This is a genomic window from Novosphingobium sp. (genome assembly GCF_027531025.1).
Classification (GTDB): Bacteria; Pseudomonadota; Alphaproteobacteria; order Sphingomonadales; family Sphingomonadaceae; genus Novosphingobium.
The window spans coordinates 140,764-160,365 of the sequence record NZ_JAPZQX010000004.1 but is presented as its reverse complement, the minus strand read 5'-3'; the positions used below and the strand labels follow the sequence as shown (position 1 = coordinate 160,365).

Sequence of the window (19,602 nt, the reverse complement as noted above, 5' to 3'; positions counted from 1 at the left end):
GCCCGGCTCCTAACCGTGCGCGCCGAATTGGTTGGCAATGGCCGTGGTGATCCGCAGGACAAGGGCATGGGCATTGGCGATCGGCTCGATATTGTCACGATGGATCGCGCCATAGCCGACCGCGCCCTCGTCCGGATAGTCGCTTGGCTCGGTCACGGCGAAATCGTCCACACCCGGCGCGCTGGCCGGGAAGGCGCGGCGCAATTGGGCCAGGGCATCGTCGATCCGCAGGGTGAAGACCATTTCCAGCACGTCATCGCGGCTGATGTCGTTGGCGCGGCTGAAGGCCGGAACCGAGACCGCGCGGATGAACATGTGCTGGAACAGCGCGAGCCGCAGCGCCTGGAGCACGCCGAGCGTCCGGCGCACCTGCTCGCGGCCCGCCAGCGGTGCCTCGTCGGGGATCAGCGCCAGCAGCTTGTGCAGCTTCAGCGCATCGACCCGCAGGCGCGAGGCAAAGCGGCGATAGACCCCGGTGCGATCGTCCTTGGTCAGGTATTCGGCGAGAGCAAGGCAGGCATCGGCAATGCCTTCCTCGTCACCGCGATAGGGCCGACTGGCCCAGTAGGCGGAGTTGAACAGCTCGCCATAGGCGGCCACCGTCTTGATGCTGGCCAGGGCATTGGCGGCGCGGACCAGGCGGACCAGCTGGCGGCCCCGGTGGCTGTCGCGCAGCAGGCCGGCGATCGCCTCGTAATTGCCGTCCGCCGCCGTGCCGAACCCGGCGATCACGTTGACCGGATAGCCCAACTGCTGAAGCACGGCATTATGCGGGATCGCGCGGATCTGGCGCAGGCTCATCGTCCGGTCGGCGGCGAGGTCGGACTGGCGGCGGCTCTTGCGACTGCCGGTTTCGTTCAGCAGGCCAAGGCCAAAGGCGGTGACCGCGCGGGCATAGGTCGCGCTGGCGAGATAGCCCTGCTGCACCCGCCGGATCGCGCGGTAGAAATCGAGCGACAAGTCCGTGCGGCGATAGAACCGATCGGGTGCCGCGTCCGCATCGGCGCGGGCCGGAGCCAGCTCGGCAAAGCGGGTCAGGGTCGCCAGCGCCAGTTCGGGCGTGCCGAAGAACAGGTAGCCATCGCCGCCCTGGAAGCTGACTTCGGGCTCCAGCGCGATCCCCGCCCGCAGGAACCGCCGCCGTGCCCAGGGCGACAGCGGCCATTCCAGCCGGTCGGCAAAGCTGGCGGGATGGGCACCGCGGCCCATGGACTCGCCGTGGGTGTTGAAGATCAGCGCGGCCAGATCGGTGAGGCCATTGGCGACCATGGCTTCAGACAGCCGCCCCTGCAGCCGCTCGATCGCCAGCGCCGCCGGGATCTGGCCGACAAAGCGCCCGGCATCGGAAAAGCCGGTCTGGATCGAGACCCGTCCGCGCGAGCGGGCATAGGCCTGGTAATGCGGCTCGGCCAGCACGGCATCGAGGAACCGCCCGCCATGTTCCAGCGCGCTCTCGGTTTCGAACAGCGGCGAAACATCGACCTTGCCCGCCACGCCGAACAGTTCGGCGAAGTAGAGCGCGGCCAGCACGGTGGTCGGCTGTTCGCATTCGGCCACCAGCATCCGGATCGGCGTATCGGCATCGACGTGGTGCAGGATCTGCGCGATCAGCAGGAACTGGCGCACGGCCGTGCTGTTCTCGATCGCCAGCGCGGCCATATTGGCACGCAACGGCTTCACCCCGGCCAGCAGCTCGCGCAGCCGCACCAGGGCGGCCTGGCTGGCCAGATCGAGCTTGCCGTCGGGATCGATCCGGCGGCGGATCGCGTTCTGAAGCTGGCTGGCGTTCACCCGGAAATGGATCCAGCCCATGCCGAGGCCATCGGCGCGCATTGCCGCGGCAACGCGCAGCAGGGCTTCGGCAGCGGCATCGTCGGCTGCGGCAGCACGCTGCTCGAGCGCGGCAATCATGGGCGCAAGGCTGGTCAGCTTGTCGGGATGATTGGCGGTAAAGGCATTGGCGGCAGCGGACAGCGCGGCCGGATCGGACAGGTCCGCCGCAAAGCTGGCGGCGCGTTCGGCGGCATAGGCCCCGGCGCGTTGGAGGTCCGCCGCAAGATCCGGCGCAGCCCTGTCCAGCGCCGCCGCGTAACCCGCCAGCCGCTCGGCCTTTTCGGACAGGCGATAGCGCAGGGAGGTGGCCCAGGTGATGTCGGTCCGCCCGTCCATGTCATAGCCGACCCAGGAGGCCAGCCGCACCGGCACCGGGGCCAGCTCGCGCCAGCGGTCGGGCCAGCGGCGGCGCGCCTCGGCCAACAGGATGCCGGTGATCCGGTCGCGCGCAGCCTGGGCATGGGCCAGCGCGGCCATGGCCTGGGCGTGTTCGCTATCGAGGGTGATCGCCTCGCGTACAGGCGAGGCGGCGCAAGTGGTTGCTTCGCCAATCGCACCCGCCGATGCCGATTGCGCGACCGCCTCCGTCTGTCCGCTGGCCAACAGGAACGTGGGGTGGGCGGTGAAGACGATATGGGCCAGCGGCCTGGCCCAGCGCGCGGCGAAAGCCTCGAACTCGGTGTCCTCGCCCGCCAGCGCGGCGATACTGGCGGCGTTCCCCGCCGGATCGACCGGCCCCGCCAGCCGCGCCAGCCGTGCCGCGCGGGCCTGCAGGCCATCGCATTCCAGCTCGGCCACCAGACCTTCCAGCTCGGCCAGGGTCAGCTTGCCGCTTTCCAGTTCGCGTGACAGTTCAAGCCCCAGCTGGAACACGGGATTGAACAGCGGCGTCTCGGCCGTGCGCGTGTGCAGGTCCTGCAGCCGCGCGTCGAGAGCCGCAAGGCTGGTCATCGCGGCAGGGCAGCAGCGGAGCGAGCCGCCGCCTCGATTGCGGCAACGTCGGGCGCGCCCTTGCCGACCAGCCAGGAACCGCCGCAGCACAGCACGGCATCGAGCGCGAGCCAGTCCGCCGCGCTGGTCGCCGTGATCCCGCCGGTCGGGCAGAACCGGACCGAGGCGAAGGGCGCGGCGATGGCCTTCAGCGCAGGAATGCCGCCATTGGCCTCGGCCGGGAAGAACTTGAACCGGTCAAGCCCCAGGTCGAGCCCGCGCATGATGTCCGAAGGGGTGGCAACGCCCGGCAGGAACGGCACTTTCGCGGCTTCGGCCGCGCGGGCCAGGCCCTTGGTCAGGCCGGGGGAAACGATGAACTCGCTCCCCGCCGACAGGGCATCGTCCAGCGCGTGTTCGTTGAGCACCGTCCCGGCACCGACCACGGCGCCCGGCACGGTCTTCATCGCCCGGATCACGTCGAGCGCGGCGGCGGTGCGCAGGGTCACTTCCAGCACCGGCAGGCCGCCGCGCACCAGCGCTTCGGCCACTGGTACGGCGTGCGCCGCATCCTCGATCACCAGCACCGGGATGACCGGGGCCAGACGCATGACGTTTTCGACAGGGCTCATGACAGGTGTTCCGAAGCAAAGGCTGCCGCAGCCCCATAGAGGCCCGGCTGGGGATGGGTGATAAGCTTGACCGGCAGGGCGGCCATCAGTTCGCTGAACCGGCCCTTGGCGCGGAACCGCTCGGCAAAGCCGGAACGCAGCAAGGTCTCGCGGATCCGCAGGCCAAGCCCCCCGGCGATGACCACGCCGCTGGCGCCCTGGGCCAGCGCAATGTCCCCGGCCACGGCCCCGAGCGACAGGCAGAACCGGTCAACCGCGGCGGCGGCCAGGCTGTCATCGCCAGACAGGCCCAACTGCCACAGCGCCTTGTCGTCGGTCGGCTGGATTGCCCGACCCTCCATCCCGGCCAGGGCCTCGTAAATGTCAACCAGGCCGGGGCCGGACACGACCCGTTCCACCGAAACCCGGCGATAGCGCTGCCGCAGCCGGGCGAGGATCGCATCCTCGATGGTGTCGAGCGGGGCGAAGTCGATGTGCCCGCCCTCGGTCGGCTGGACCCGGTAGCCGCCCTCTCCGTCGCGCCAGACATGGGCGACGCCAAGACCGGTACCCGGGCCAACAATCGAGAGCGTGCCACTGGCCGGCAGAGGTGTTTCCGGGCCGGTCAGGTGGATGAAGTGATCGTCCCCGGCGCGGGCCACGGCATGGCCGACCGCACCGAAATCGTTGACGACGGTATAGCGCGCCGCGCCCAGCTTTTCCGGGATCAGCGCCGGGCGGATAATCCACGGGTTGTTGGTGAAGCGGATCACTTCCCCGCCGACCGGACCGGCCACGGCAATCGCCACGGCGGGCGGCAGGCTGCCGCCCTGCATGCGAGCGAAATCTTCCCAGGCGGTCTGGAAGCTGGCGTGATCGCGGGTGTGGAGCGTGGCCGGTTCGCCCAGTTCGATGCTGCCATCGGCGGCGACAGTGGCCAGCGCGAACCGCGCGTGAGTGCCGCCGATATCGACCGTGACGAGGTCGGTGCTCACAGCCCGCCCTCCGCCAGCATGGCCGAACCGCCCTGCTCCGCCCCGTCGGCAAAGCGGCGGAACATGGCGAACAGTTCGCGGGCCATGCCCTGCGTCGCGACCGGATCGGGGGCGGCATCGCGCGCGTCGAGGTCCGCCTGGACTTCCAGCGTGCCTTCATGCGCGCAGAGCTTGATCACATCGCCATCGCGCACCCGCGCCAGCGGCCCGCCGCCCAGCGCCTCGGGCGTGACGTGGATCGCGGCGGGCACCTTGCCGCTCGCCCCGCTCATCCGCCCGTCGGTGACCAGCGCGACGCGGAAGCCCTTGTCCTGCAGCACACCCAGCGGCGGGGTCAGCTTGTGCAGTTCCGGCATGCCATTGGCCCGCGGCCCCTGGAAGCGGACGACAACCACCACGTCGCGGTCCAGTTCGCCCGCCTTGAACGCGGCCTGGACCGCTTCCTGGCTGTCGAACACCCGGGCCGGAGCCTCGATCGTGTAGCGATCGCGCTCGACCGCAGAGGTCTTGAACGTCCCGCGCCCGAGGTTGCCGGTGACGAGGCGCATGCCCCCATCCGGCTGGAACGGCGCAACCACCGGGGCCAGGATATTGGCATCGCCGCTGGTTTCGGGGGCGGGCCGCCAGACCAGCGCCTCGTCGGCCAGCACCGGCTCATGGCCATAGGCGGCCATGCCGCCCTCGGCCACGGTCAGGGTATCGCCGTGGATCAGGCCCGCGCCCAGCAGTTCGCGCACCACGAAGCCCATGCCGCCCGCCGCGTGGAAATGGTTCACGTCAGCCGCGCCATTGGGATAGACCCGCGCGATCAGCGGCACGGCCGCGCTCAGCTCATCCAGATCCTGCCAATCGAGCATGATCCCGGCGGCGCGCGCCATGGCGGGCAAGTGGATGGCATGGTTGGTCGAGCCGCCGGTGGCCAGCAGGCCGACGCAGGCGTTGACCACCGCCTTTTCATCGACGACGCGGCCCATCGGCCGGTAATCGCCGCCTTCCATCCCCATCTCGGCCAGCCGGTGCACCGCCTTGCGGGTCAGGGCAGAGCGCAGCGGGGTGTTGGGCGGGACGAAGGCCGAGCCCGGCACGTGGAGCCCCATCAGCTCCATCATCATCTGGTTCGAATTGGCCGTGCCATAAAAGGTGCAGGTGCCGGGCGAGTGATAGCTGGCGCTTTCGCTTTCGAGCAGGTCGGCGCGGGTGGCCTTGCCTTCGGCATAGAGCTGGCGGACCTTCTGCTTTTCCTTGTTGGCGAGGCCCGAAGGCATCGGCCCCGAAGGAATGAACACGGCTGGCAGATAGCCGAACCGCAACGCGCCGATGAACTGGCCGGGCACGATCTTGTCGCAGATCCCCAGGATCGCCATGCCATCGAACATCGCATGGCTCATCGCCACCGCCGTGCTCAGCGCGATCACGTCGCGGCTGAACAGCGACAGTTCCATCCCGTCCTGGCCTTGCGTGACCCCATCGCACATCGCCGGCACCCCGCCGGCGACCTGGGCGGTTGCCCCGACTTCGCGGGCATACATCTTCATCGCTTCGGGATAGCGGCCATAGGGCTGATGGGCCGAAAGCATATCGTTGTAGGCTGTGACGATCGCGAGGTTGGCCCCGCGCCCGCTCTTGATCGCACCCTTGTCTTCCAGCGCCGCGGCAAAGCCGTGGGCGAGGTTCGAACAGGACAGGACATTGCGGTTGGGAAACCGTTCGCCCTCGCGGTCCATCAGGTCGAGGTAGCGGCGGCGGCTGTCCTTCGATTTCTCGATGATCCGCGCGGTGACGCGTTCGATGGCGGGATGCAGCTTAGTCATGCCAATGTACTCCGTCGCGCTCGGTCAGCGCGATTGCGGCCGAGGGTCCCCAGGTCCCGGCGGTGTAGGTTTTGGGTGTCAGTTCGTGCTGGGCCCAGCCGGCCCGGATCGCGTCGATCCAGTCCCACTGCGCTTCCACCTCGTCACGGCGGACGAACAGCGTCTGGTCGCCCTCGATCAGGTCAAGCAGCAGCCGCTCATAGGCGATCCGCTTGGTCGGCCCGGCAAAGGCATCCTGCATCCGGATATCCAGCGGCACTTCCCGCAGGCGCAGCCCTTCGCGGTCAAGGCCGGGCACCTTGGCCATCAGCGAGAGGGTGATGTTTTCTTCCGGCTGGATCCCGATCACCAGCCGGTTGGGTTCGCTGCGCGCGCCCTTGCCCGCGAAGATCGAGTGCGGCACCCGGCGAAACTGCACCACGATCTCGGTCTTGCGGGTCGGCATCCGCTTGCCGGTGCGCAGGTAGAACGGCACCCCCTTCCAACGCCAGTTATCGAGGTGCGCCTTGATCGCGACGAAGGTTTCGGTGTCGCTGTCGCGGCCCAGTTCCTCGTCATAGCCGGGCACGGCCTGGCCACCGATGGCCCCGGCGCGGTACTGGCCAGTCACTGTCTCGCCCGGTAGGACCGTCCGCAGCGAGCGCAGCACTTTGACCTTTTCATCGCGCACGGCGGTGGCATCGAAGCTGCTCGGCGGCTCCATCGCCACCAGGGCCAGCAGCTGGAGCATATGATTCTGCACCATGTCGCGCAGCGCCCCGGCCCCGTCGTAAAAGCCCACGCGGCCTTCCAGCCCGACGGTTTCGGCCACGGTGATCTGGACATGGTCGATATGGGCCGCGTTCCACAGCGGCTCGAACAGGATATTGGCAAAGCGCAGCGCGAGGAGGTTCTGGACCGTTTCCTTGCCGAGGTAATGGTCGATCCGGAAGATCTGCTCTTCGCTGAAGGCGCTGGCCACGGCATCATTGATCAGGCGGCTCGATTCAAGGTCGGTGCCGAGCGGCTTTTCAAGGCCGATCCGCGCCTTTTCGCTGGCCAAGCCTGAGGCGGCGAGGCCGGCAATGGTCGGCTCGAACAGCGCGGGCGCGGTCGACAGGAAGATCGCGAGCCCCTCCTGCACCGGGCCGACCTTGGCGGCGAGCGCGGCATAGCCGGCCTGGTCGGTCGCATCGAGCGGCTGGTAATGCAGGCGGTTGAGGAAAGTGCCCATGCCCCCGCGCCGTTCGGCGGGCATGAACTTTTCCAGCGCCTCGCGCGCGAAGTTGCGATAACCGGCATCGTCGAGGTCCTGCCGGGCCGTGCCGATGATCCTCAGGTCTTCAGCGACCAGCTTGTCGGCATGGAGCGCGCAGAGCGAAGGCAGCAGCATGCGCTGCGCCAGGTCCCCCGTCGCGCCGAACAGCAGCAGGCTATCCGATCCGCGGTTCATCGATCCTGGTCCTCCCACTGGTCACGATATTGCGCCAAGGCGCGCCTGGGATACCGGATTCGATCCCCGTCGGCGAGGCTGGCGTAGTGACCCGCGCTGCCCCCGGCAAGGCGGCAGGCGGCGGGAAAACGTATGCAGGGCGATGCAGGGAGGCGGGAAGCGGTGGTGAGCCCTGCTGGGTTCGAACCAGCGACCTACTGATTAAAAGTCAGTTGCTCTACCGACTGAGCTAAGGGCCCTCACCTAACGGCGCGCTTACGGATGCGGGCGCGGCGGGTCAAGCGGGCCTTGAGCTGGCGCAGCGAAAGACCGGTCAGCGGGTCGCGCCAGCGCGGGGCGAGCGCGGCAGCGGGGCCAAGCACGAAGTCGCGGTTGCGGAAGGCGGCGTGGGGTACGGTCAGGTCGGGCGAGGACCAGGCCCCGCCGCTCCACAATGCGATATCGAGATCGAGTACCCGCGAAGCCCAGCGCTGCCCGCCGGGGCGGCGACCGAACTGACGCTCGATATCCTTGACCACGGCCAGCAATTCGTCCGGCATCAGTTCGCTCGTCACCAGCACCGCGCCATTGGCATAGCGGCGCAGCGAAGGGCCGATGGGCGCGCTGCGGATCAGTGGAGCGGCGGCCTCGACCTTCATCCCGGCCTGCGCCAACGCATCCAGCGCCGCGGCCAGCACGCGTTCGGGCGGGCCGTGGCGGTGGTGGCGCTGATTGGAGCCGAGCGCGATCAGGTAGCGCTGGCGCAAGGGTCAGATGTCCTGCGCGATCCGGCCGTAAAGCTGCGGGCGGCGATCGCGGAAGAAGCCCATGCCGGCGCGATGCGTGGCGGCGCGGGCCAGGTCCAGCCGGTGGACCAGCACGCCGGTTTCCCCTGCGCCGAATTCCTCGACCAGATCGCCCCATTCGTCGGCGATGAAGGAGTGGCCGTAAAAGCATTGACCGCCATTGGGGCCATCCTCGGTCCCGATCCGGTTGGCGGCGATCACCGGCAGGCAGTTCGACACGGCATGGCCCTGCATCGCGCGGCGCCACATCCGGCTGGTGTCGAGTTCGGCATCGTAGGGTTCGGTGCCGATGGCGGTCGGATAGAACAGCGCTTCGGCGCCCAGCAGGGCCATCACGCGGGCACATTCGGGGTACCACTGGTCCCAGCAGATGCCGACGCCCAGCTTGTGGCCGAAGGCATTCCAGACCTTGAAGCCATCGTTGCCGGGGCGGAAATAGTACTTTTCCTCATAGCCCGGCCCATCGGGGATGTGGCTCTTGCGATAGGTGCCCTGGATTTCCCCATCCGGATCGATCCAGGCCAGCGTGTTGTAATAGTGGTGCCCGTCGCGCTCGAAAAAGCTGGTCGGGATCGCGACCTTAAGCTTCGCCGCCAGGGCGCGCATGGCGATCACCGAGGGGTGTTCGGCCGTCGGGCGGGCCAGCGCGAACAGCGCCTCGTCCTCAACCTTGCAGAAATAGGGCCCGGAAAAGAGCTCGGGCGGCAGGATCACCTGCGCGCCCTGCCCGGCCGCCGCCTCGACCAGCGCGGTAACGGCAGCAATGTTCTCGGCCTCGATCGAGGACCCGAGCGGCAATTGCAGGGCGGCGACAGTCAGCGTGCTCATGCCGCCGCCCCTATCATCACGGACGCTTGCGGAAAAGCAGCGTCATCCGGTCGGTCTCGCCAATTGCTTGGAGGCGGGCCTTGTCCTCTTCCTTGGCGCCGCGCAGCATCGGCGGCAGGGTCCAGACCCCGCCTTCCCAGTTAGCAGGGTCCTTCTTGTTGGCATTGGCCTCGCTCTTGCCGACGAAGGTGAAGCCGTTCACTTCCATGAACTTGATCACGTCGACCTCGCGCATGTAGCCCTTGCTGCCATCGGCATAGCTGTGGGGTGCGTCAGGCCTGGCGCGGTGCTGCTCGATCCCGATCATGCCATCCGGCTTCAGCAGCTCACGCATTGCCTTGACTTCGCTGTCGGCGATGTTCCAGCGGGTCAGGTTGTGCATCATCCGCATGATCAGGATGCGATCGAAGGTGCCCTTTTCTGCGGCAGGCACGGCATCGAGGGTATAGCCCTTGAACCGGTCCGCCGGAAAGCCGGAGGCGGCGGCGACATCGGCCGGATACTTGGCCGCGCCATCGCGGATGCCCTTCTGCGCGTTCTCGCTGAACGGACCGGCGGCGGGGTTGAAGTACAGGCCGACGAGCTGGCCCTTGCCGCCCAGATAGAGGCCCAGCAGGCGCGAATACCATTCACCACCGGGGGCATATTCGCCCACCTTCATGTCGGGCGCGACCTGGAAGAAGGTCAGCGTTTCGGCCGGGCGACGATACTGGTCGCGGGCCTTGTCCTTGTCGCGCTTGGGATCAGCGACAGCGGCAGCCAGTTCGGCCTTCATCGCCTTGGTCTGGGCAGCCGTCGGCTTGGCCAGGGCCGCAGCGGAAGGCACGGCCAGAGACAAGGCAGCAATAAACAGGGGGGCAGCACGGCGCATCGGTAGGTTTCCTCTCCTGGGGGATAATGGCGCTGAAATTAGGGCCAAAGGGCCAGATGACAAGGCGGTCCTTCAGACCTATCTGCACGAGACAACCGAACAAGGACGGATCGACATGGCTGAGGCAATCTTCGCGGGCGGGTGTTTCTGGTGCACCGAGGCGGTATTCCGCTCGATCGCCGGGGTCAGCGCGGTGGAAAGCGGCTATATCGGCGGGACCGTGCCGCACCCCACCTACAAGGCAGTCTGCACCGGCGAGACCGGCCATGCCGAGGCGATCCGCATCACCTTCGATCCGGCCGTGGTCTCGTTCGCGGACCTGCTCGACATCCACATGGGCACCCACGATCCGACGCAATTGAACCGCCAGGGCAATGACATCGGCACCCAATACCGGACCGCGCTGTTCCCCCTCAACGAGGACCAGCGCGCCGAGTGCGCGGCCGGGATCGCCCGCTGGAATGCCGCCCATCCGGGCCAGCAGGCCGTGACGACCATCGAAGGGTTTTCCGAAGGGGTCCAGGGGGCTGAATGGTATCCGGCCGAGGACTATCACCAGGAATACTGGCAGGGCGAAGGCCAGCGGAACCCCTATTGCCTGGCCGTGATCCCGCCCAAGCTGGCCAAGCTGCAAAAGGGCTTTGCGGAAAAGCTGAAGGGCTAATCCCCGCGCACGGTCTTGCTGGACCTGACCTTGCCGGCCAGGTCCTCGGGATAGAAGTAAACCGGGCGCAAATTCCCCGCAGCATAGCGGCCGATCTGGTCGTTGAAGTGGGCCGAGGCCGGATCGCCGCTCTGCCCGCCAACCATCACCGCACGCGCCTTTACCCGCTGGCCGAATTCCACCACGGCGACGAAGCTGTTGCCGTGAAAGCCGTAATAGCGCTTCGTGCCGGGTTGCCGTTCGGCCCGGAACGAGGCCAGTGCGCCCCAGTTGGCCGAGGCAAAGGGAATGGCCGTGCTGGGTTTCGCATCGTCGTATCGCTGCACCACCGCACCGTCGTTGCGTTGGTACCGGTTGATTTCGCCCCACGGCACCCGCCACGAACCGAAATCGGCCTTCAGCCGGGCCAGAGCTTCGTCCAACGCGGCCAGCATCTCGGCATCGCTGGCGCGGGTGGCAATCCAGTCCTCCACCTCGATCCGCTCGTCATTGGCGGCAGCCGCACTGCGCGCCCACAGCGCATCGCCCCAGAACACCGCCAGGCTGGTCTCGACCGAATCCAGCCCGGCGCGGTTGTCCCAACCGGCCAGCAGGGCCACCGCTTCGGCGCGATCGGGTGAGGGTGCGCGTTCATGCGCCTTGACCAGCTTGGGGATCAGCTGGGCAAAGCCGGGCAGCCAGGGATCGTGGGCCGCAGCCGTCAGGCTATCGAGCGTGAAGCGCCGGGTCTGCGAGAGCACCCGGATCGCGTGGCTCGTGCGCGGTTCTTCCCCGAAGGTATCGAGGTAGCGCGGGTAGGCCTCCCGCTTCGGACTATCCGCACCGGCCGCCCACCACGGTCCATCGTTGACGTTCATCGCCCAGCCGTTGGCCGGATTGACCACCTGCGGCAGTTCATCCAGCCGGTGCAGCCCCTGCCAGGCCGTGGCCGGATCGTTGCCATCAACCGGACGGGTATAGTCAAAGCGGTCATCCCGGCGCGGCATGAACTGCGGCACGAACAGCGCCACTTCGCCCTTGCTGCTGGCAAACAGGGTGTTGTTGCTGGAATTGGCCTTGCGCTCTGCCACCCGGCGGAAACCCGCCAGGTCGCGCACCTTGGTACGCAGGAAGCTCTGCTCCAGCGTCGCGACCGGGCGATGCATCAGGGCCAGCGCGATCCACTTGCCGGCCTCGCTGCGCACGATCGGCCCGTGATGCGTGGCATAGGTGGTGAAGGTGCGCTGCCCCAGGGAGCCGTCGGCCCTGCGATAGGCCAGCGTGATCGGCTTTGCCGCCACCGGCCGCTGCTGCTGGCCGAAGCGATAGGTCAAGGTTCCGTCGCGCTGGCGATTCACAACCAGTGCAAACTCATCGACATTGTCGACCCCGCTCGACGTGTGCATCCATCCGGCGTGCTGGTTGAACCCCTGATAGATGAAGAACTGCCCCCAGGTGGCCGCGCCATAGGCGTTGAGCCCCTGACCGCTGGTGACCTTCTGTTCGGACCGGAAGAAGAAGCTGGTGTGCGGATTGATCAGCAATAGCGGATGGCCGCTGGCGCTGTGCGACGGGGCGATGACAAAACCGTTCGAACCCAGCGGCTCCTCCTGCACCAGTCCGCGTTCCCGGGCAGTCCGCGCCACCGGCTGCCCAGTGTAGAAGGCTTGCAGCTGGCTGAGTGAGACCCGCTCGATATCGCCGCCGATCGAACCTTCGGAAAAGGACAGCGCCATCCACGGTTCGAACCGGGTGATGACCCTGGGCTTCACCGCCGGATGATCGGCCAGGTACTGGTTCAGCCCGGCGGCCCAGGCATCCATCAGCTGCTTCAGCCAGGCCGGGCTGCGCCGGTATTCCGCCTGGAGCGCGGCCGGATCGATCCACAGCCGCTGACGCAGGTCCTGCCAGATCAGCGCCTCGCCCTCGGCCTCGGCGCGGCGGCCGAGGCTGGTGAGGTAATTCATCTCGATCCGGTTGAAGTCATCCTCGGCCTGGGCATAGATCATGCCGAAGACCGCATCGGCATCGGTCCGCCCGGAGATGTGGGCGATGCCCCAGTCGTCGCGCTTGATCTCGGCCTGATAGGCGGCGACGGCGGGCGCGGCGCAGCTGATCGCGGCGACTGCAAAGATGATGGCGTGGCGCATGAATCCCCCGGACAGCTGGTCCGGCGGTTGTGGCAGCCTGGTTCAGGAGGGCAAGTGCCAGCGGGCGATAAAGAAGCCGTCCAGCCCGCCCGCATCGGCCAGCATGCCCGGATCGGTGCGGAGCCAGCCCGCTGCGGTTGGAACGAGGCCAGCGGGCAACTCGTCAGCGCGGATCGGATCGGCGGGCAGGGCAATGCGTCGCGCCTGCTCCTCGCCCTCGGCCGGTTCGAGCGAGCAGGTGGCATAGACCAGCCGCCCGCCCGGCTTCACCCAGCGCGTTGCGCGGGTCAGCAGAGCCGCCTGCAGTTCGGCCAGCTCGGCGATCTGGCGCGGGCCGATGCGGTGCAGCACGTCCGGGTGGCGGCGGCAGGTGCCGGTGGCGGTGCAGGGCGCATCGAGCAGCACGGCATCGAACTGTCCCTCAGGCTCCCAGACCAAGGCGTCGGCCTGGACCAGGGTGGCGGCGAGATCGGTGCGCGCCAGGTTTTCCTGCATCCGCTGCAGCCGCTTGGCGCCGCTATCCACCGCCGTAACCTGCCACCCGGCGGCGGCCAGCTGCATGGTCTTGCCGCCGGGCGCGGCGCACAGGTCCAGCGCGGTCCGTCCCGGCCCTTCCCCCAGCAGCCGCGCGGGCAAGCTGGCGGCAAGGTCCTGCACCCACCAGGCCCCCTCACGGAACCCCTCCAGCCGCTCCACCGCCGTGCCGCGTTCCAGCCGGACATGGCCGGGCAGCAGGCTGATGCCGCCCAGCCGCTCGGCCCATTCGGCGGTGGCGGCGGGATCGCGCAGGGTCAGGTCGAGCGGCGGCGGGACCGCCAAACCGGAGGCAATCGCGGCGGCGCGTTCGCCCCACCGCTGCGCCACAGGCTCGGGCAGGCTGGGTGCAGCGGGCAGGCTGACGCCGCGCTTGACCAGCGTCGAGAAAACCCCGTGCGCCAGCCGCCTTGGCCCGCCCACCAGCAGCGGCAGGCCGGTGGCGATCACGGCATGGGGCGGGGTATCGAGCCGCAGCCAGCCCGCCAGCATGAGCCGCAGCGCCATGCGCGGCTTGGCATCGTCGGGCAGGACTTGCCGGGTCGCGCTGTCGATCAGGGCATCGAGATCGGTCAGCCAGCGCAGCGCCTCGCCCGCCAGCGCCCGCGCCAGCGCCCGGTCGGCATCGCTGCGCACGCCCTGGAGCGCGGGCTGCGCGGCCTGGTCCAGCGTTTCACCGCGCCGCAGCACGGCATCGAGCAGCTTCAGCGCAGCCTTGCGCGCGGGTAGGCCGGGAATATCCATTGCCTCGGCCTCTAGACGCCGCGCCCAGGAATAGCCAGATAGGGGCCATGACCAAGCGCGCCACCCAGCGGCCCAAGCCCTTCGCCAAGCCCCCGCACTGGAGCAACGATCCCGCCCCCAAGCCGGCGGCAGGCGAGCCGGGCGAGGAACCGAATGGCCTTTCCCCCACCCGTTATGGTGACTGGGTGCGCGACGGGATCGCAGTCGATTTCTAGGATTTGAGCCGCGCCGCCTGCCACAGCGCGGCAAGACCAGCGGGCACGAACGCCAGCCCCAGGTACATCGGCGGGGCAATCACCATGCCCCAATAGAAATTGTCGGGCCGCCCGGCGATCATGAAGGCCAGGCCATAGCCCAGGAACAGCAGGGTAGCGAAGGCACCGCTCGGATGCTTCCACGCGGCCCAGCCGAAAATCATCAGCATCACCGCCGGTCCGGCGATCCAGTGCGGCAGGAACCGAAGGTTGCCCGACAGGACCACGTTGGACAGGAAGCCCGACAGGCCGCGCAGCACCAGCCAGGCGGGCGAAGGCTGGTCGGTCGGCAGCACCTGCAAAGCGACGAAATGATGATGCAGCGCAAGGCCAGCCAAAAAAGCCGCCACCAGCGCGCCCCAGGCCAGAGCCTCGCGCCAGTGCCGCCGCCAGAGCGCCAGCGCGCCCATCAGCAGCACGAAGGGCAGCACGTGTTCGCGAATCGCCAGGGCCAGGGCGGCAACGGCCAGCGCCGCTCCCCATTTCTGCCCCGGCCGGTGCAGCGCCATGGCCAGCGCCAGCAACATCCCGGCCCACAGCTCGTGGAGGGCAAAGTAATAGCGGTTGAGCCCCAGCGAGGCCCCCAGGAAGATCAGCGCCGTGCCCATCGCCTGGTAGTGCTTGAGCCCCGGTTCCGAACCGAGGCGCACCCACCAGGCCCAGACCACCGCTCCCAGCAGGGCAAAAGCAGCGATGGTCAGCCCGGTCTCACCCAGCCAGACCGAGATATAGGCGAGCGTCGGCAGCCGCACGGCGAAGCCGGGCTTCACCGGATAGCTCGCCTTGCGATGTTCCTCGGCCACCAGCTCGTAATAGTTTTCGCCCTTGCCCAGCCGTTCGATCACCGCGTCATAGACCTTCAGGTCATCGTCGCGCGGACGGGCCTCGCCCGCCTTGGCCTGATCGGTGATCGCCTCGACCAGGCCGCGCGTGGCGATGGCCTGGTGCGCGGCCTTGATCGGCACTAGCGCGCTCGCGGCCAGCAACAGGGCCAGGGCGAGCAGCAACAGGCGCGCCGGGGTGGCGGACCAATCGGCAAAGCGGTTGGGGAAGGCGGGCATCGATCCTCCGGGCAATTGCCAGGCGCCCGTTGTGCGGACCAGCCCCCCGCCCCGCAACCCGCCGCACCACGCTACCCACAGATCGCCGCCAACTTGCGCTTAAGCTTCGCGCGCCTACATAAGGGCATCGAAAGGACGCAACGCGAATGAACGACGATCAGCCGAACGGTAATCCCTGGGTCAAGAGCATGCTGGTATGGGGCGGGATCTTCCTGGCCCTGCTGCTGGTGGTGACCATGCTGGGCTCGCGTGGCGAGGCGCCGGGCACCCAGATCGGCTATTCCGATTTCCGCACCCGCGTGGCCGAAGGGTCGGTCGAAAGCGTCCAGATCAGCGAGAACAAGATCACCGGCCAGTACAAGAACGGCGGCACTTTCGCCACCGTTCCGGTGCCCAACGATGCCACGCTGCAGCCGCTGCTGCAGGAAAAGAACGTGCGCTATGAAGGCCGTCCGGCCGAGGAAGGCAACCTGCTGGTCTATATCCTGGTCCAGACCCTGCCCTTCCTGCTGATCCTGGGCATCGCCTTCTTCGCGCTGCGCCAGGTCCAGAAGGGCGGCGGCGGCGGGGCCATGGGTTTTGGCAAATCCAAGGCCAAGCTGCTGACCGAGCGCCAGGGGCGCGTCACCTTCGACGATGTCGCCGGGATCGACGAAGCGCGCGAAGAGCTGCAGGAAATTGTCGAGTTCCTCCGCGATCCGCAGCGCTTTTCCAAGCTGGGCGGCCAGATCCCCAAGGGCGCGCTGCTGGTCGGCTCGCCCGGTACCGGCAAGACGCTGCTCGCCCGCGCCATCGCGGGTGAGGCGGGCGTGCCGTTCTTCACCATTTCGGGTTCGGACTTTGTCGAAATGTTCGTCGGCGTCGGCGCCAGCCGCGTGCGCGACATGTTCGAACAGGCCAAGAAGAACGCACCGTGCATCGTCTTCATCGACGAAATCGACGCGGTCGGCCGCCATCGCGGCCATGGCCTGGGCAATTCGAACGACGAGCGCGAGCAGACGCTGAACCAGCTGCTGGTCGAGATGGACGGGTTCGAGGCCAACGAGGGCATCATAATCATCGCCGCCACCAACCGGCCCGACGTGCTCGATCCGGCGCTGCTGCGTCCGGGCCGCTTCGACCGCCAGGTGGTGGTGCCGGTGCCCGATGTCGATGGCCGCGAGAAGATCCTGGCCGTCCACATGAAGAAGGTGCCGCTGGCGCCCGACGTGAACCCGCGCGTGATCGCGCGCGGCACTCCGGGCTTCTCGGGCGCGGACTTGGCCAACCTGGTCAACGAAGCCGCCCTGCTGGCCGCCCGGCGCAACAAGCGGCTCGTCGCCATGCAGGAGTTCGAGGACGCCAAGGACAAGGTCATGATGGGCGCGGAACGCCGCTCGATGGTGATGACCGAGGACGAAAAGCGGATGACCGCCTATCACGAGGCCGGCCATGCCATCGTCTCGATCAACGAGCCGGCTTCCGACCCGATCCACAAGGCCACGATCATCCCGCGCGGCCGCGCGCTGGGCATGGTGATGCGCCTGCCTGAACGCGACAGCTATTCCTATCACCGCGACAAGATGCACGCGAACCTCTCGGTCGCGATGGGCGGCCGCGTGGCGGAAGAGATCATCTTCGGCCATGACAAGGTCAGCTCGGGCGCCAGCTCGGACATCCAGTATGCCACCAGCCTGGCCCGCAACATGGTGACCAAGTGGGGCATGTCGGACAAGCTGGGCCCGCTGCAGTACGAGGACCAGTACGAGGGCTATCTCGGCATGGGCGGCTCGCAGCGCACCTTTTCCTCGAATGAGACCAACAAGCTGATCGACAGCGAGATCCGCGGCCTGGTCGAAGGCGCCCACAAGCGCGCGACCGATATCCTCAAGACCAACGAGGACAAGTTGCACCTGCTGGCCAATGCCATGCTGGAGTACGAGACGCTGAGCGGTGACGAGATCAACCAGTTGCTCGAAACCGGCAAGCTGGACCGGCCCGACCGACCGAGCGGCCCGGTTACCCCGGCTCCGGTCCGGGGTTCCGCGATTCCCAAGGCGGGCAAGCGCTTTTCGGGCGAGGCCCCACAGGGCGCCTGATCTCCTGGAGCGATGGTGGTCCGCCGATCGTCAGGCGGCCACCATCAGCGTCAGCACTGTCGCAAACAGTCCCAGCGCCAGCACGGCAAAGGCGCTGAGGAACCAGGTTCGCCACCAGGCCCCGAACCGCGAGAGCTCATAGGCATCGCGTAGCTGGCGATACATGTGAAACGGCGCATAGGCGATTAGCGCCGCGACCAGCCCGCCGGTCCCGGCCCAGACCGTCAAAACGCTGATCACCGCCAGCAGCAGCAGCATGAAGCTGAGTGAGTAGGTGACGAAGACCGTGTGGTCATAGAGGTGAAACCGGCGGCTGAAGGGAAACAGCAGCCACATGAACGGCACCGACAGCGGAATCAGCAGCCACGAGAACTTGTAGGCGCTGTTCTGCAGCTTGTAGACCGTCAGTTCGGGGTTCTCGCGGGCATGGGCCCAGGCCCGGTTGATCGCATCGACCACGGACTGGTCGGCCGGCCGGTCGGCATTGGCGATATTGTCAGGCAGGCGGCCATTCCTGGCCGCGCGGATCACGGTGAGCGCCTGACGGGCTGAGGCAACCTGGCGTTCGGCCTGGGCCACATTCCCGCCCTTGCCCGCGCGCGCGTCGGCCAGGGCCTGCTCGGCCTTGTCCAGTTCCAGCACCGCGCCCTGCTCGGCCTCGCCGATGCCGCGCTCGAACCCTACGTTCTCGCCCTGATTGTCGAAGCTGATGGGATTGCCCAGCACGTTGAACACGGCAAAGGTCAGGAACACCACGAACAGGAACAGCGCGATCGGGCTGACATAGCTGGCCCGCCGCCTGGCGACATATTCGCGCGTCAGCCGCCCCGGGCGCCAGGCCAGCAAGGGCAGGGTGCGCCAGACCTTGCCCTCGAAATGGAATACCCCGTGCAGCAGATCGTGAAAGAAGGCCCGCAGCGTCTTGTGGACATGGGCGGCCTGGCCGCATTCGTGGCAATGCCGACCTACCAGCGCAGTGCCGCAATTGAGGCAGGCGCTTTCATGGGTGTGTCCGTCATCAGCGGCTTCGCCATGGGCCGGCTCGAAGGCGCGAGCAGTCAGCGCCCCTTGGGCAATATCGCCGATCACCTCGCCGCCACTCATCGGCCACTCCTCCCCCCCCGAAAGAACCGGCCATTCATGGGCTTGCCAGCACGGCGCGGTCAAGCGATCTTGGCAGTGCTGAATAATGGAGATCCCGATGCGCCGTCTTGCCCTGCTTGCGCCCCTGCTGGCGTTTTCCGCCCCCGCCCTGGCCACCACCGGGGACATGTCGGTCGCGACCTTCCTGGCCAAGGCCGATGCGCTGAAGGCCAAGGGTTTCATGGCGCTCGGCTCGCCAGACATCAAGCTGCTGCGGGCCGAAGGCCAGGCGGCCGGGCAGGCCTATGGCGCGCGGCTGCAGGCCGAACGCGCAGCAGGCAAGCCCAGCTCGTGCCCGCCAAAGGGCGCGCGGCCCTCGTCCGACCAGGTGCTGGCCCACCTGCGCACCTATCCTGCCGACAAGCGGGCCGGGCTGACGATGAAGGCCGCCATGGCCGACTACTTCATCAAGAAGTACCCCTGCCCCTGATTTCGCCGCATGCAAAAGCGGCCCGCCTCCCCTTGGGGAAACGGGCCGCTTTCTGCGTCAGGTTTGCGAAACGGCTCAGCCGTCGTAATCGCCACCCAGCGAGGTGTTGCGCACCGGCGCGGCTGCGGTGATCCGCAGCGCTTCGGCCGACTGGCTGAGCGAGCCGATGTCATCCACCTCGTCATCGTCTTCGGGCAAGACGCGCTGCAGCGAGTTGACCAGCGTTTCCTTGAGCTGATCGGGCCGCACGGTCTGTTCGGCGATCTCGCGCAGGGCGACAACCGGGTTCTTGTCACGATCGCGATCGATCGTCAGTTCGGCCCCGCCCGAGATTTCGCGCGCACGCTGCGCGGCGATCAGGACGAGGTCGAACCGGTTGGGAACCTTGTCGACACAATCTTCAACAGTAACGCGCGCCATCGGGCACTCCAGTTCATGAAATTCAGGAAGGGTCGGCTGCTACACGCGG

The 19,602-nt window shown here is 67.7% G+C and carries 17 protein-coding genes and 1 tRNA gene; 4 read left to right on the top strand and 14 right to left on the bottom strand.

Features of this window, described 5'->3' with window-relative positions:
• Positions 1 to 9 precede the first annotated feature (9 nt).
• From O9281_RS07375 to O9281_RS07335, 9 genes are all read right to left on the bottom strand, one after another.
• A complete protein-coding gene (locus O9281_RS07375) occupies positions 10 to 2,784 on the bottom strand; it encodes a phosphoenolpyruvate carboxylase (RefSeq protein ID WP_298184194.1) in 2,775 nt (924 codons plus the stop codon).
• The gene (eda, locus tag O9281_RS07370) at positions 2,781 to 3,395 is read right to left on the bottom strand and encodes a bifunctional 4-hydroxy-2-oxoglutarate aldolase/2-dehydro-3-deoxy-phosphogluconate aldolase (RefSeq protein ID WP_298184192.1); all 615 of its coding nucleotides are present in this window, start codon (positions 3,393 to 3,395) and stop codon (positions 2,781 to 2,783) included. Before eda ends, O9281_RS07375 begins: the two co-directional genes overlap by 4 nt.
• Positions 3,392 to 4,369, bottom strand: coding sequence for a glucokinase (gene glk / locus O9281_RS07365; protein ID WP_298184190.1), 978 nt, complete (start codon positions 4,367 to 4,369; stop codon positions 3,392 to 3,394). The genes eda and glk overlap by 4 nt, the downstream gene beginning before the upstream one ends.
• Positions 4,366 to 6,180 (bottom strand): phosphogluconate dehydratase, encoded by a 1,815-nt coding sequence (gene edd / locus O9281_RS07360; protein ID WP_298184188.1) that lies wholly within the window; start codon positions 6,178 to 6,180, stop codon positions 4,366 to 4,368. The genes glk and edd overlap by 4 nt, the downstream gene beginning before the upstream one ends.
• Positions 6,173 to 7,612, bottom strand: a complete 1,440-nt coding sequence (gene zwf, locus O9281_RS07355) for a glucose-6-phosphate dehydrogenase (protein ID WP_298184186.1) — start codon at positions 7,610 to 7,612, stop codon at positions 6,173 to 6,175. Before zwf ends, edd begins: the two co-directional genes overlap by 8 nt.
• A gap of 163 nt (positions 7,613 to 7,775) precedes the next feature.
• A tRNA-Lys gene (locus tag O9281_RS07350) sits at positions 7,776 to 7,851 on the bottom strand.
• Positions 7,852 to 8,358, bottom strand: a complete 507-nt coding sequence (gene folK / locus O9281_RS07345; RefSeq protein WP_298184185.1) for a 2-amino-4-hydroxy-6-hydroxymethyldihydropteridine diphosphokinase — start codon at positions 8,356 to 8,358, stop codon at positions 7,852 to 7,854.
• 3 nt (positions 8,359 to 8,361) lie between these two features.
• On the bottom strand, positions 8,362 to 9,225 hold the full coding sequence (aguB, locus tag O9281_RS07340) for an N-carbamoylputrescine amidase (protein WP_298184183.1): 864 nt from the start codon (positions 9,223 to 9,225) through the stop codon (positions 8,362 to 8,364).
• Positions 9,226 to 9,241: 16 nt separating this feature from the next.
• The gene (locus O9281_RS07335) at positions 9,242 to 10,096 is read right to left on the bottom strand and encodes a methyltransferase (protein WP_298184181.1); all 855 of its coding nucleotides are present in this window, start codon (positions 10,094 to 10,096) and stop codon (positions 9,242 to 9,244) included.
• 115 nt (positions 10,097 to 10,211) lie between these two features.
• Between O9281_RS07335 and msrA the strand changes: the two genes are divergently transcribed.
• Complete coding sequence (gene msrA, locus O9281_RS07330; protein WP_298184179.1) at positions 10,212 to 10,760, top strand: peptide-methionine (S)-S-oxide reductase MsrA; 549 nt, start codon at positions 10,212 to 10,214, stop codon at positions 10,758 to 10,760.
• Here msrA and O9281_RS07325 read toward each other — a convergent pair.
• Together O9281_RS07325 and O9281_RS07320 are read right to left on the bottom strand one after the other, a co-directional pair.
• Positions 10,757 to 12,889 carry a penicillin acylase family protein gene (locus O9281_RS07325; protein WP_298184177.1) on the bottom strand — a complete coding sequence of 711 codons (2,133 nt, stop codon included), beginning with the start codon at positions 12,887 to 12,889 and terminating at the stop codon, positions 10,757 to 10,759. The genes msrA and O9281_RS07325 overlap by 4 nt on opposite strands.
• 42 nt (positions 12,890 to 12,931) lie before the next feature.
• The gene (locus O9281_RS07320) at positions 12,932 to 14,167 is read right to left on the bottom strand and encodes an RsmB/NOP family class I SAM-dependent RNA methyltransferase (RefSeq protein ID WP_298184175.1); all 1,236 of its coding nucleotides are present in this window, start codon (positions 14,165 to 14,167) and stop codon (positions 12,932 to 12,934) included.
• 47 nt (positions 14,168 to 14,214) lie between these two features.
• Here O9281_RS07320 and O9281_RS07315 point away from each other — a divergent pair, with 47 nt between their 5' ends.
• The gene (locus O9281_RS07315; protein ID WP_298184173.1) at positions 14,215 to 14,382 is read left to right on the top strand and encodes a DUF1674 domain-containing protein; all 168 of its coding nucleotides are present in this window, start codon (positions 14,215 to 14,217) and stop codon (positions 14,380 to 14,382) included.
• On the opposite strand, the gene O9281_RS07310 is transcribed toward O9281_RS07315, so the two are convergent.
• Entirely contained in the window at positions 14,379 to 15,482 is a 1,104-nt protein-coding gene (locus O9281_RS07310) for a hypothetical protein (protein ID WP_298184171.1), read from the bottom strand. The genes O9281_RS07315 and O9281_RS07310 overlap by 4 nt on opposite strands.
• A 146-nt stretch (positions 15,483 to 15,628) precedes the next feature.
• On the opposite strand from O9281_RS07310, the gene ftsH reads away from it, so the two are divergent.
• Positions 15,629 to 17,560 (top strand): ATP-dependent zinc metalloprotease FtsH, encoded by a 1,932-nt coding sequence (ftsH, locus tag O9281_RS07305; protein WP_298184169.1) that lies wholly within the window; start codon positions 15,629 to 15,631, stop codon positions 17,558 to 17,560.
• A 30-nt stretch (positions 17,561 to 17,590) separates the two neighbouring features.
• Here ftsH and O9281_RS07300 read toward each other — a convergent pair whose 3' ends face one another.
• Positions 17,591 to 18,664 (bottom strand): DUF3667 domain-containing protein, encoded by a 1,074-nt coding sequence (locus O9281_RS07300; RefSeq protein WP_298184167.1) that lies wholly within the window; start codon positions 18,662 to 18,664, stop codon positions 17,591 to 17,593.
• Between the two features lie 97 nt (positions 18,665 to 18,761).
• Here O9281_RS07300 and O9281_RS07295 point away from each other — a divergent pair, with 97 nt between their 5' ends.
• Entirely contained in the window at positions 18,762 to 19,133 is a 372-nt protein-coding gene (locus tag O9281_RS07295; RefSeq protein WP_298184165.1) for a hypothetical protein, read from the top strand.
• A 75-nt stretch (positions 19,134 to 19,208) separates the two neighbouring features.
• Here O9281_RS07295 and rpoZ read toward each other — a convergent pair whose 3' ends face one another.
• On the bottom strand, positions 19,209 to 19,553 hold the full coding sequence (gene rpoZ, locus O9281_RS07290; RefSeq protein WP_298184163.1) for a DNA-directed RNA polymerase subunit omega: 345 nt from the start codon (positions 19,551 to 19,553) through the stop codon (positions 19,209 to 19,211).
• Positions 19,554 to 19,602: the final 49 nt, after the last annotated feature.

Bases quoted from the DNA above. Each gene is read 5' to 3' on its own strand.
- O9281_RS07335 (WP_298184181.1), bottom strand. From the start codon at position 10,096: ATGCGCCGTGCTGCCCCCCTGTTTATTGCTGCCTTGTCTCTGGCCGTG.
- O9281_RS07375 (WP_298184194.1), bottom strand. From the start codon at position 2,784: ATGACCAGCCTTGCGGCTCTCGACGCGCGGCTGCAGGACCTGCACACG.
- edd (WP_298184188.1), bottom strand. From the start codon at position 6,180: ATGACTAAGCTGCATCCCGCCATCGAACGCGTCACCGCGCGGATCATC.
- O9281_RS07325 (WP_298184177.1), bottom strand. From the start codon at position 12,889: ATGCGCCACGCCATCATCTTTGCAGTCGCCGCGATCAGCTGCGCCGCG.
- O9281_RS07300 (WP_298184167.1), bottom strand. From the start codon at position 18,664: ATGAGTGGCGGCGAGGTGATCGGCGATATTGCCCAAGGGGCGCTGACT.
- O9281_RS07315 (WP_298184173.1), top strand. From the start codon at position 14,215: ATGACCAAGCGCGCCACCCAGCGGCCCAAGCCCTTCGCCAAGCCCCCG.
- O9281_RS07320 (WP_298184175.1), bottom strand. From the start codon at position 14,167: ATGGATATTCCCGGCCTACCCGCGCGCAAGGCTGCGCTGAAGCTGCTC.
- zwf (WP_298184186.1), bottom strand. From the start codon at position 7,612: ATGAACCGCGGATCGGATAGCCTGCTGCTGTTCGGCGCGACGGGGGAC.
- ftsH (WP_298184169.1), top strand. From the start codon at position 15,629: ATGAACGACGATCAGCCGAACGGTAATCCCTGGGTCAAGAGCATGCTG.
- aguB (WP_298184183.1), bottom strand. From the start codon at position 9,225: ATGAGCACGCTGACTGTCGCCGCCCTGCAATTGCCGCTCGGGTCCTCG.
- O9281_RS07310 (WP_298184171.1), bottom strand. From the start codon at position 15,482: ATGCCCGCCTTCCCCAACCGCTTTGCCGATTGGTCCGCCACCCCGGCG.
- rpoZ (WP_298184163.1), bottom strand. From the start codon at position 19,553: ATGGCGCGCGTTACTGTTGAAGATTGTGTCGACAAGGTTCCCAACCGG.
- eda (WP_298184192.1), bottom strand. From the start codon at position 3,395: ATGAGCCCTGTCGAAAACGTCATGCGTCTGGCCCCGGTCATCCCGGTG.
- msrA (WP_298184179.1), top strand. From the start codon at position 10,212: ATGGCTGAGGCAATCTTCGCGGGCGGGTGTTTCTGGTGCACCGAGGCG.
- O9281_RS07295 (WP_298184165.1), top strand. From the start codon at position 18,762: ATGCGCCGTCTTGCCCTGCTTGCGCCCCTGCTGGCGTTTTCCGCCCCC.